General features: G+C 62.1%; 8 protein-coding genes. 3 read left to right on the top strand and 5 right to left on the bottom strand.

Going from position 1 to position 11,926, the window contains the following annotated elements; translation table 11 throughout:
• From K8I04_03675 to mutS, 5 genes are all read right to left on the bottom strand, one after another.
• On the bottom strand, positions 1–324 hold a 324-nt coding region (locus K8I04_03675; protein ID MBZ0070813.1), incomplete at its 3' end, for an acetyl-CoA carboxylase biotin carboxylase subunit.
• A 97-nt stretch (positions 325–421) separates the two neighbouring features.
• Positions 422–853 (bottom strand): acetyl-CoA carboxylase biotin carboxyl carrier protein, encoded by a 432-nt coding sequence (gene accB / locus K8I04_03670; GenBank protein ID MBZ0070812.1) that lies wholly within the window; start codon positions 851–853, stop codon positions 422–424.
• 711 nt (positions 854–1,564) lie between these two features.
• Positions 1,565–2,023, bottom strand: coding sequence for a chemotaxis protein CheW (locus K8I04_03665; GenBank protein ID MBZ0070811.1), 459 nt, complete (start codon positions 2,021–2,023; stop codon positions 1,565–1,567).
• Positions 2,020–3,291: a methyl-accepting chemotaxis protein gene (locus K8I04_03660; GenBank protein ID MBZ0070810.1), complete on the bottom strand. Its 1,272-nt coding sequence runs from the start codon at positions 3,289–3,291 to the stop codon at positions 2,020–2,022. The genes K8I04_03665 and K8I04_03660 overlap by 4 nt, the downstream gene beginning before the upstream one ends.
• 1,031 nt (positions 3,292–4,322) lie before the next feature.
• Positions 4,323–6,863 (bottom strand): DNA mismatch repair protein MutS, encoded by a 2,541-nt coding sequence (gene mutS, locus K8I04_03655; GenBank protein ID MBZ0070809.1) that lies wholly within the window; start codon positions 6,861–6,863, stop codon positions 4,323–4,325.
• 248 nt (positions 6,864–7,111) lie between these two features.
• Here mutS and K8I04_03650 point away from each other — a divergent pair, with 248 nt between their 5' ends.
• The 3 genes from K8I04_03650 (at position 7,112) to K8I04_03640 (ending at position 11,460) form a co-directional block, all read left to right on the top strand.
• Positions 7,112–8,416 (top strand): tyrosine-type recombinase/integrase, encoded by a 1,305-nt coding sequence (locus K8I04_03650; protein ID MBZ0070808.1) that lies wholly within the window; start codon positions 7,112–7,114, stop codon positions 8,414–8,416.
• A 389-nt stretch (positions 8,417–8,805) separates the two neighbouring features.
• Positions 8,806–10,443 carry an SEC-C domain-containing protein gene (locus K8I04_03645; GenBank protein MBZ0070807.1) on the top strand — a complete coding sequence of 546 codons (1,638 nt, stop codon included), beginning with the start codon at positions 8,806–8,808 and terminating at the stop codon, positions 10,441–10,443.
• Between the two features lie 138 nt (positions 10,444–10,581).
• Positions 10,582–11,460, top strand: a complete 879-nt coding sequence (locus K8I04_03640; GenBank protein ID MBZ0070806.1) for a hypothetical protein — start codon at positions 10,582–10,584, stop codon at positions 11,458–11,460.
• Positions 11,461–11,926: the final 466 nt, after the last annotated feature.

The raw sequence follows: 11,926 nt of genomic DNA, 5'->3' as shown, positions 1-11,926 counted from the left end.
CTCGGGGCTGGGGCCGATGAACTCGATCTTGCAGTCGCGGCAGATCTCCGAGAAATCGGCGCGTTCCGCGAGGAAGCCGTAGCCCGGGTGGATCGCGTCGACGTCGGCGACCTCGGCCGCGGAGATGAGGCGCGAGATGTTGAGGTAGGAGTCTTTGGCCGGCCCCGGACCGATGCAGATCGCGCGGTCGGCGAGGCGCAGATAGGAAGCGTCCTTGTCGGCCTGCGAATACACACAAACCGCCTCGACTCCCAGTTCGTGGCAGGCCCGGATGATGCGGAGGGCGATCTCTCCGCGGTTTGCTATGAGGACGCGTCTGAACATGGGGGGGAGGCACCGGGCATAAAAGGCATTGGGCACGAGGTCGGCGTTTTGAACACTAGTGCCTTGTGCCTAGTGCCCCGTGCCTCGGATCAGTTCGTCACGACGGCTTGACCATGAACAGCGGTTGGCCGAACTCCACCGCGTCGCCGTTCTTCACGCAGATCCGTTCGATCGTGCCCGAGACCTCGGCCTTGATCTCGTTGAAGACCTTCATCGCCTCGACGATGCAGACCACCGAGCCGTCACTGATCTGCGACCCGACGTTCACGAACGCCTCGCTGTCCGGGTTGGCGGCCGTGTAGAACGTGCCGACCATGGGCGATTCGACCGCCACGAGCCCGTCGTCCGCGGGGGGCGCGGCCTGACCGTTGGGGCTCACCGGAGCCGGGGCGGCGGCGGGCAGGTGGGGCGAAGGGCGTCGGCTGCACCCCGGTGGCCGTGGTCCTGCGGCCGCCATGCACGAAGGCGAAGCTGCGCGGCTGATCGAGGGGGACGAAATCGCGCCCGGCCAGCACCCGGGATTCGGCATGGCCGAGAAACAGCAGACCGGGTCGGGCGAGCAGTCGTTCGATGACGCGCAGGGCACGTGCCTGGGTCTCGCGGTCGAAATAGATGAGCAGGTTACGACAGAACAGCACGTCGTAGGGCGCCGCGCCGGTCAGAGGGCCGGGCGCCAGCAGGTTCCCGTGCAGGAAGCGCACGCGCTCGGTGATCTGTGGCCGCAGCCGATAGTGGGCACCCTCCTGTACGAAGTGCCGCTGGCGGAAGCCGCTGTCGTCGCCGCGGAAGGAGTGCTCACCGTAGCGGGCGGCGCGGGCCCGCGCCAGATTCACCTCGCTGATGTCGATGGCATCCACCCGGAAGCGCTCCGGCGGCAGACCGGTGTCGAGCAGGGCCATGACGATCGAGTAGGGTTCTTCGCCGGTAGAGCAGGGGGCGCTCAGGATGCGCACCGGGGTCGTGGTGGAGGTCGCCAGCCAGTGTCGCTGCGCATGTCGGGCCAGCACCTCGAAGGGTACGCGGTCGCGGAAGAACCAGGTCTCGGGGACGACTACGAGTTCGATGAGCGCTGCGAGTTCAGCACGACTGGCCTGTAGCCGCGACAGATAGTCGGTGACGGTCGTTATGCCGCATTCGCGCATGCGCCGCTGCACGGCGCGGGCAATGGCCGGGCTGCCGATCGACGCCGGGCTGAGACCCATACGGTCACGCAGCAGCGTTTCGATGCCGGTGAAGGCCATCAGGCACACTCCGTGAACAGCAGCCGTTGCAGGTCGTCCGGCAACAGCCGGGCGGTGTCGATGCGCTGGATCAGCGTGCTGTCCTGTCGCGCCAGGCCGCCGAGATAAGGCGCCGCACGCGCGCATACACCGGCGTCCTCGAAGGTGGTGGGGTCCAGTTTCACCGTCTCGGTGATCTGTTCGGCCAGCAGGCCGAGGATATGGCTGCGGCCGTCGGCCGCCGGATAGTCGACCAGGACGATACGTGTGGTGTACAGCGCCCGGCAGGGTGACGCACCCGTGAGGCGGCACAGGTCGATCACCGGCACCAGCGTGCCGCGGTAATCGAACGTCCCGGCGACGCAGGGCGGCGTATGCGCCAACGGCCGGCAGTGCACCAGCGGCACCACCTCGACGATGCGCCGCACATCCAGGGCGTAGCACTCGTTTCCCAGGTGTAGCAGGAGGTGCAGCATCATGCGCCCTGCTTGTTCACCTTGAAGTGGGAGACGCCTTCCTGCAGGCGGCGCGCGGCATCGTTGAGCTGCACGATGGCACCGTTGGACTGGCGCAGCGATTCCGCCGTCTGCTGCGAAGAGTCGGCCAGCTGCACCATTGCCTCGCTGATCTGCTGCGCGCCCTTGGATTGTGACTGCATGCCCTCGTGGACCTCCTCGAAGCGCGGGATGAGGTGTTCGACCTGCTCGATGATGTGGGCGAGCTGCCCACCGACGCGGCGCACGTCGTCCACCCCCTGGCGCACCTCGGTGGAGAATTTCTCCATACCCATGACGCCGGCCGAGACCGCCGATTGCATCTCCTTCACCATCTGTTCGATGTCCCAGGTCGCGACCGCGGTCTGATCGGCGAGGCGGCGGATCTCGGTGGCGACCACCGCGAAGCCGACACCGTATTCGCCGGCCTTCTCCGCTTCGATGGCGGCGTTCAGCGACAACAGGTTGGTCTGATCGGACACCTTGTTGATGGTGGTGACGACCGTGTTGATGTTGCCGGCCTTCTCCGACAGCACGGCCAGCTTGGAGCCGATCGCCGCGGTGGCCTCCATCATGGTGCGCATGGTCTCCTCCATGCGTCCCAGGGCCGCGCGGCCGGTGTTGGCACTCTCGGCGGTCTTGAAGGCGACGTCGGTGACCTCGTGCATGGTGTTGACGAGCTCTTTCGAGGTCGCGGAGATCTCCGTGACCGTGGCGCGTATCTCGTTGGTGGTCGCGGCCTGTTCGCTGACGGTGGCCTCCTGCTGCTTGGCGGTGGCGGCGATCTCGGTGGCCGAGGACGTCACCTGGATGCCGGATTGCTGGATGCGCGCCACCAGATTGTTGAGGCTGTCGAGCATGCCTTGGATGCCGGTCGCCAGGCCGGAGATCACGTCGCGGTCGCGGTAGACCATCAGCTGGCCGGTGAGATCACCGCGGGCCGCAAGCTGCACGACGTCCTGGATGAGTTCCACCTTGCCGGTCACGTCCTCGGCGTGCTGGCGTTCGCGCTCCACCAGGTCGTGGAGCTTCTGGCGCATGCGGTCGAAGGTCGTGGCGAGCGTGTTGAACTCCTGCAGCGCCCGCGTGCGCATCGAGCCCTGCAACTCGCCCTCGGCGGCGCGCTGCATGTCCTGCATCAGGTGCTCGACCGGACGGAACAGGAAGCGCCGGAACAACCCGATGGCGAGGATCAGGCTGCCGCCGGTCAGGATCAGGTAGGCGACGGCGGTGGCGCTGCGCACCTGCGCCATGCCGGTGTAGAGCTGCTGCACCGGCGCGATGACCTTGAGTTCGAGCAGTGCGCCACCGCCGCTGCCGGCGAGCGCATGATGTACGGGCAATTCGGCGTCGCCGGCCGCGTGCCAGTCTTCCGAGCGGTACAGGAGGGTGCCGTCCGCGGTGCCGATGCTGAACGGCAGCTGCAGCGTGTCCTGGATGGAGCGCAGGCTGGCCACCGGCGCGGCGACGATCTCCAGATAGCCGAGCGGCGTGCCGTCGCCGACCGGTAGGCGCAGCGAGTAATAGGGTGTGCCGTGCAGCGACCAGAGTGCATCGCGCGGGCGGGCGGCATCCACCTCGTCCGCGGATACCCGGTCCAGGCCGGGTGGCAACGTGGTCGGGAGTCCGTCGATGCCGGCGCTGCTCGCAGCGATCAGGCGCAGGTCCGGGCCGTAGCTGCGCAGCTTCAACAGCTCGAAGCCGGCGGCACCGACCGTGCCACGGTCGAAACCCGCGTCGAGGAGGGCGCTGAGCACCGCGCGCCGGGCCGGGTCGCCGCCCTCGTCGGCGAGGGCGGAACGCAGCTGGGGCTGCTTCTGCAGCACCTGGCCCAGGACGGCGGCGCGCGCCCGCAGGGTGCCGAGCGATTCGCGTGCGGCGACCTCGAGCACCCGTGACAGCGTCTGCGACTGGGCATCCAGCGCCACCTGCTGGTAGCGACTGCCGGAGAACAGGGTGAGGGCGATCGACGACAACCCGAGCAGCAGCAGGATGCCGACGGTGAGCGCCTTCAGGGAGATCTTTTCGATGTGCATGCGAATCCCAGTCGAGTGGTGGCGGCGATACCGATTCTGTGCCAAGGCACTGATCCGAGGCGGAATCTCGCCCGATCAAAGCAAGTTCGATGCCATGCTCAGGCTGCGCTTTAAGAAGCGGCGTTTTATCATTGTTCCAGAAGGGCTTCAGTCAGCAGTCTGTGATGAGGTTGAGCGTCAGGAAGTTGGCGGGTTGTGCCCCGAGGGCCGTCACAGACGGGGGCGTGCAGGTCGGACGCCACGGTCCCTTAGCGCGCGTCCAGGAGGGCCTTGAGCGTGAACAGCAGGTCCAGGGCCTGGCGCGGACTCAGGTCGGTGGGCTCGATGCCTGCCAGCGCGGCCACAATCGGCTCCGGAATCGGTGGGTCGCTCGGCGGAGTGAACAGGGCGAGCTGACCGCCGCTCGCCGCCGTGCCGGTCGGTTGGTTTTCCAGCTCGTGCAGCCGCTGGCGGGCCTGATCCAGGACGTCCTTCGGAATGCCGGCCAGTGCGGCGACGTGCAGGCCGTAGCTGCGATCTGCCGGTCCGTCTTTCACCGCATGCAGGAACACGATGCGGTCGCCGTGCTCCCTGGCGTCCAGGTGCACATTGGCGATGGACGGATACAGCGCCGGCAACCCGGTCAACTCGAAGTAATGGGTCGCGAACAGCGTGAATGCGCGGATGCGTGTGGCCAGGTCGGCGGCCACCGCCCAGGCGAGCGACAGGCCGTCGTAGGTGCTGGTGCCGCGGCCGATCTCGTCCATCAACACCAGGCTGCGGTCGGTCGCATTGTGCAGGATGTTGGCGGTTTCGAGCATCTCCACCATGAAGGTCGAGCGTCCCGAGGCGAGATCGTCGGCCGCACCGATGCGGGTGAAGATCCGGTCGATCGGCCCGATGAGCGCCCGCACCGCCGGCACGAAGCTGCCGATGTGTGCGAGCAGCACGATCAGCGCGGTCTGACGCATATAGGTGGATTTGCCACCCATGTTCGGGCCGGTGATGATCAGCATGCGGCGCTCGTCGTCGAAGCGCACGTCGTTGGGCACGAAGGGCGCGTCCAGCACCTGTTCGACCACCGGATGGCGGCCGCCCTCGATGCGCATGCCGGGCGCGTCGCTCAGTACCGGGCGCCGCCAGTCGAGCGTGTCGGCGCGTTCGGCGAAGCCGGCCAGCACGTCGAGTTCGGCGATCGCCTCGGCGGCGGTCTGCAGGGGCGCGACGAATTCCAGCAGCCGCTCCAGCAACGCATCGTACAATGCCTTCTCGCGTGCCAGGGCGCGCTCCCGCGCCGACAGCACCTTGTCCTCGAAACCCTTCAGTTCCGGTGTGATGTAGCGTTCGGCGCCCTTGAGCGTCTGGCGGCGCTGGTAGTCGTCGGGTACGCGCGCCGCCTGGGCCTTGCCGACCTCGATGTAGAAGCCGTGCACGCGGTTGTAGCCGAGCTTGAGCGTGGCGATGCCGGAGCGCTCCCGTTCGCGCGCCTCCAGGTCGACCAGAAACCGGTCGGCGTTTTCGCTCAGGCCGCGCAACGCGTCGAGTTCCGCATCGTAACCAGCGGCGATCATGCCGCCATCGCGTGCCAGCACCGGCGGTTGTTCCACCAGGGCGTGTTGCAGCAGGGCCTGCGGCTGTGGATGTTCGCCGCTGCGTGCGGCGAGTTCGCGCAGCAGCGGATCGTCGTGGGCGGCCAGCAGGCGCTGCAGGTCGGGCAGGCGTGCGAGGCTGTCGCGCAGACCGGACAGATCCCGCGGCCGGGCCGATTTCAGCGCCACGCGGGTCATGATGCGTTCCAGGTCGCACAGGCCCCTGAGCAGCTCATGGACGGCCTCGTAGCCGCGATCGTTCTGCAGCGTCTCCACACACTGATGGCGCAGGCGCAGCCGTGCTTGGTCGCGCAATGGCCGGTTCAGCCAGCGCCGCAGCAGCCGCCCGCCCATCGCCGTGGCGGTGCTGTCGAGCACGCCGGCGAGACTGTGTTCGGCGTGGCCCGACTGCGACTGGTCGAGTTCGAGATTACGGCGGCTGGCGGCGTCGAGAAGGATGCTGTCCTCGCGCAGTTCCACGCGCAGCCCGCGCAGGTGCGGCAAGGCTGCGCGCTGGGTGTCCTTGACGTATTGCAGCAGCGCGGCGGCGGCACCGACGGCGAGCGGCAGGTGTTGGCAGCCGAAACCAGCGAGATCGTGCGTGTCGAACTGTGCGCACAGTTGCCGCTGGCCGCTGTCGGGCTCGTAATGCCAGGGGGGGCGGCGTTTGACACCGGGGCGTGCGCTGACACCCGCCGGGAAGCTCGTGTCCTCGTCGAGCAGGAGTTCGCTCGGCCGCAGCCGTTCCAGCTCACTCAGCAGCGCCTCGGCGCCGTCGAGTTCCTGCACGCTGAAGCGGCCGCTGCTGAGGTCCAGGGCGGCCAGACCGAAGCGGTCCCTGCTGCCGGTGCAGGCAGCGAGCAGGTTGTCGCGGCGCTCATCGAGCAAGGCGTCCTCGGTGACTGTGCCCGGGGTGACGATGCGCACCACCTGGCGTTCCACCGGGCCCTTGCTGGCCGCCGGGTCGCCGATCTGCTCACAGATGGCCACCGATTCGCCACGCCGCACCAGCTTGGCCAGATACTGATCGACCGCATGCACCGGCACGCCGGCCATCGGGATCGGCTCACCGCCGGATTGGCCGCGCGTGGTCAGGGTGATGTCGAGCAGTTGCGCGGCGCGGCGGGCGTCGCCGTAGAACAGTTCGTAGAAATCGCCCATGCGGTAGAACAGCAGGATGTCCGGATGCTCGGCCTTGATGCGCAGGTACTGCTGCATCATTGGCGTATGCTGCACATTTTTTTCTAATGAACTCATGCCGTTATTCTATACTACTTATTGAAATATAAGTATTTATCGCTTTTGCGTCGTCTCTTAAAGTATCAATGAGTCTCACGAAATATCATCCAATCTCACAAAAAAGTGTAACTTGAAGTGTAACTTTTGCTGGTGTAACTTTTGTTGAAATTCAAAAGTTACACTTTTTTCCGTTGCGTCGGACAAACTGACATCAACTCAAGAGGATGCCAATGGCAACAGCACAGCCTACCAAACCTCTATCTTCCAGGACAGTGGAGACGATGAAGCCGGGAGATAAGATTAAGGCCGACACGGGAGAAAACATCGGGTTGCGAGTGAAATGCGGGGCTACCGGAGTAAAGACATTTTTCTATCGCTATACCAGCCCGATCACCTCAAAGCTCGTTCAGGTGAAAATCGGCAACTTTCCGGAGACCTCCCTGGCCGAAGCGAGATTGAAGCTCCAGGGGCTTAAACAAGTTCGCCGCCAGGGACACTGCCCGGCCACTGAGGCCAAAGAGGAGAAACGGCAGAAACGGGAACAAGCCCAGGAATTGGAACAGGGGCCAGTAGAGTCAGTTGCGAAGTCCTTCACCGTGGAGAATCTCGTAGAACTCTACCTGACCCAGTATATCGAAGACCGAAAATCTCCAAGCGGAAGGAAAATCGCCGGTGCACGAAAACCGAAGGGTCAGTCTGAGACGCGCAGAACCCTCTATGGCGATGTGATTCCCAAGTTGGGAGCGATGCCAGCCAATGCTGTCAAGCGAAAGGCTGTGGTGGATATGATCATGGCAATTGTTCAACGTGGGGCAAATGTTCAGGCAGGAAATGTACTGAGAGAGGTTGCCGCCGCCTACGAATTTGCGATTGGTCTGGGCTATTTTTCAGATGAGTTTGCAAATCCGGCAATTCTCGCTAAATCAAGCCTCAGACAGGCCAAGGTGAAACTTACCCATCAACGAGGAAAAAGGGTCCTCTCTGATACCGAGTTGGCGACGTTGCTGAAATGGCTGCCTGGCTCTGATTACACCGCAACACAGAAGAATGTTCTTCGATTTACCCTCTGGACAGGGTGTCGTACTGGTGAGGTCTGCGATGCGGCCTGGAAGGACATTGATTTGGAGAAGCAGACATTTCATATAAGGGAGAGCAAGACGGAGGTTGAGCGCTATGTGCAATTGCCCCGCCAGGCGGTGGAGTTTTTGACCACTCTTCGCCTGACCACTGGAGACTATCTGTTCCCATCCCAGAAAACCCGGCTGCCGATCCAGCAAAAGCAACTAACCGAGCAGGCCTGGCGGATGAGAAAAAGCAACAGTATGGTAAATCTTCCGGCCTGGACACCTCATGATCTGCGCAGAAGTGTCAGGACTGGCTTGTCGCGTCTGCAATGTCCTAACGCAGTCGCTGAAGCCGTATTGGGGCATTCACGTAGGGGGATCGAAGGAACCTACGATTTGCACCGGTACGAGGCGGAGTGTAGGGACTGGCTACAGAAGTGGGCGGATCACGTAGACTCGCTTATTCGTTAGTAGTTCAGGCTCGATCTTACAATAAGTGTCAGGCTTCAACTGGCCGTGTTCGACCCGTTCCAGTCGTTTAGCCGTTTCTTATATTAGCGGTGCCTGGCAGTCTGGACCCTAAGCGGAAAGACCGTCGTTGCCAAAGCGGACGCTCAAACGCCTAGGCGTCATTCTGCGGCCGCGCTCTCTTGGGCGCATCTTATCCATAATGGCGCCTTGGCCCGAATGACTTGAGACTCATCCTCGCCGGGCTTGATCGGTTCGAGATGGGAGCGGAGCAGTAACGGTCCGTCGATTTTCAATATTATTTCGAAACTCGCGTGTGGCATTGGCGGAGGGGGCATATGCCTTCAAGCAGCTCCGCTGATAGACTGCGCTTTTATGTCGGATGAGAACGAATGCCGCGCGCAAACCGAAAGACCGGCAGAAACGAACCGTGCCCCTGCGGGAGTGGGAAGAAGCACAAGCATTGCCACGGCGCGATATCCCAGGCCGCGCCGGTTCGCCCGACGGTTGAGGCGGTGATAGAGAAAAGCCGCTTGATGCTGGAGCGTGTGAAGGCCAAAGAAAAGCAGCGGGAGCAGCAGCAAGGATTCGGCAGGCCGATCATATCGGCCGAGCTGAACGGCACGCGGTTCGTGGCCGTCGGCAAGAAGCTCCAATATTCGGACAAGTGGAAAACCGTCCACGATTTCCTTGGCGCCTACATCACCTCGGTGCTGGACAAGGAATGGGGCGATTCCGAGCTGGCCAAGCCTTTGGAGCAACGCCACCCGATCCTAGTTTGGTATCACCACCTTTGCCTGTTGCAGCAAAAGTATTTCAAAGAGCCAGGGAAGGTGAATTCGGGTCCGATGAACGGCGCGGCAGAGGCTTGGTATCAACTGGCCTACGATCTCTACTCCCTCGAACACAACGCCGAGCTGCAAAAAAAGCTGATCCAGAGGATCAAGGATCCGGAGATGTTCCAGGGGGCCCGCTATGAGGCGTTCGTGGCGGGCACGATGATCCGTGCCGGCTTCCACATCGAGTTCGAGGATGAGGACGACAGGCGGTCATCGCACGTCGAGTTCACCGCCACATGCAAGAAGTCCGGCAGGAAGTATTCGGTGGAGGCTAAGCGGCGGAATGTGAAGAGCGACACCGAGCGCTTCCGCCTAGGGAGGCTGCTGCAAAGAGCTTTGGGGAAGTCGGCGAACCATCCCCGCGTGGTGTTCATCGGCATCGACTATTTGGACACCCGAGAAGCGGCAGGCGATGGGGACATGCCAAAGAAGCTTGCGAAGGCTCTGGCCGACCTGCGCGCCTTCGAGGGGCGAAGCCACAACGGCCAGCCGCTTCCGCCTGCATACGTGTTTGTCACCAACCGCCCGCATGACCTCGATCTGGAAGGGATGAACATCCGAAGCGCGGTGATGGCAGAGGGCTTCCAGATTCCTGGGTTCAAGATGGACACGGCATTTGCAAGCCCCCGGGCTGCCCACCAAAGCCGCAAGGAACATGCGGACATGCACCAGCTGTTGGAGTCGATCAAGCGGCATTCCGAGATACCCGTCACCTTCGACGGGACGGCCTCTGAGTTGGCGTTCTCAGGGCAGGCGAACCGGCTCGTCATAGGGGAGAAATACCTCGTTCCCGATTCGAAGGGAGTCGAGCGTCCGGGTAAGCTCACTACGGCCACGGTCAGCGAGGAGCAGTCGGTCGCGTTTCTGGCTCACCAACTGGACAACGGCGAGTCTGTGATCGGGACCGTCCGCCTGTCGCCGGAGGAACTGGCGGCCTACAAACGCCATCCGGACACCTTCTTCGGCATTGAGATCAAGGCCGGCCGCAAGGCCCAGACGCCCCTTGAGCTGTTTGACTTCTTCATGGACGGCTATCGGGAAACCCCGAGGGAGCGATTGCTTGAGTTCATGGCTAACCGTCCGGACTTCGATGAACTCAAAAAGCTCTCGAGGGAGGAGCTGACGGAAATCTACGCCGAGGGCTGCGTCTATTTCGCCATGCAGCAATCAGGGCAGGTTCCCCCCAACTAGGACAGCCATAACGGTTTGTTGCCAACCACGTCTTCTGGAAAACATCAGGCTAAGAAACAAGGGGTTTTCGATTGCTGACAATACCAATTATGACAACTACCGGGTTCCTCAAAATCAATTCCCTTGGAGAATTACCACATGATCGGATTCTGGCTAGTCAATCTGCTTCCACCAGGCTCTCCGGAGACATTTGAACTCAAGACGCCTGCTGGGAGTTGGATGCTCATCAGGTCGCATAAATTCGATGAACTGGTCGCCCCAATTAGGGACAACGGCGCCTGTGGGGCTACCTACTCGGCAGAGTTTGATCTGCCTACGGATTCAACTCGTGATCACATAAAGGAGACAGCCTTCCAAGAGATTCTTCCGATCTGCTTTGCGGCGTCCTTCTCTACGGGCATGGCGGTCACGGTGCGCTGCGAGCTTCCAATGTCGGAGGTCCAGATTATCCAGCTTGGGAACCATTTCCCTCGTGACCGTGGAATTCCCGGCCCAATCCCGTGTGTGGCCTCGCTCCCGGAGTTCATCGCACTTGTTCAAACATTTGTCGCCCGGTATCCATCGCTTGAGCCTGTCGAGAAGCTAAGACTGCTCTCCCATTTCTTCATCGACGCGATGTCCTGCTGGTCGTTAGAGAACTTGTATCTCAGTGGATCGACACTGCTCCAGATCATCGCCGACACCGAGGAGGGCTCGAATCGGCCGTTCGCACAGACGTATGCCACGAGTCGCCAACAGAAGAGCCCCGGCTTTTTCGACTATCTAGCCGGTGCGGCAGACCGAGCAGGCATCCCCGCGCTGTCCCATGATGTCGTAAAGATTCGGAACTCGCTTATTCATGAGGGAACTCTCCGTCACGCGCTGCTACCAACGCAAGCTGATGCGAGCGTACCTATTGCTGAAGCCATGAACTGGTTCGACAGCTACATCTATGCCATTTTGGGGCTTGGCGCTGTTCCGGTTCAGCGCCACAAGGCAAGAGACTACGAAGACGCCATCAACAGCTTTTCCTACTAGCCGAACAGTGGGGCCTGCTGTTGGGGCAGCCGGTAATCGCAAAGCACTGGAATGTCTGCAATCGGGATATCGGTGCAAGGTCCGGTTCTGGCCGGTTTACGCCCGTCCGGCAGATTGGAAAGCCGAAGCTGATCAAACGGGCTGAGTCCGACCCTCCTGTCTGGGCAGAGGGTGGGGAAATTTGGATGACCCTGACTGGGGATTATTGCGTGACCGGTGACACCTACTGCACCCCTTAAACGAGGCCCCCTTATCTGCGAGGTGTAATGTGGCGGAAAAGCCATAGCGCATTGATTGGTCGATGAATTAAATGCTATAACGAGGTCTAGGGAACGTCTGAATAAGCCATGAAAAACACCAATCCCATTTCACGATGCTGATATTTTTCATGGGTAATCGTCTTTTTCGCCAGTGTTGCGCTCGGTTTTCACCGGCTTTCGCACTGGATTGTGCGATTCCGTGTGTT

Source organism: Gammaproteobacteria bacterium, from assembly GCA_019911805.1.
Classification (GTDB): domain Bacteria; phylum Pseudomonadota; class Gammaproteobacteria; order Thiohalobacterales; family Thiohalobacteraceae; genus JAHJQQ01.
Note: the sequence above shows the minus strand (reverse complement) of the source record. Positions and strands in the feature narration are given on the sequence as shown.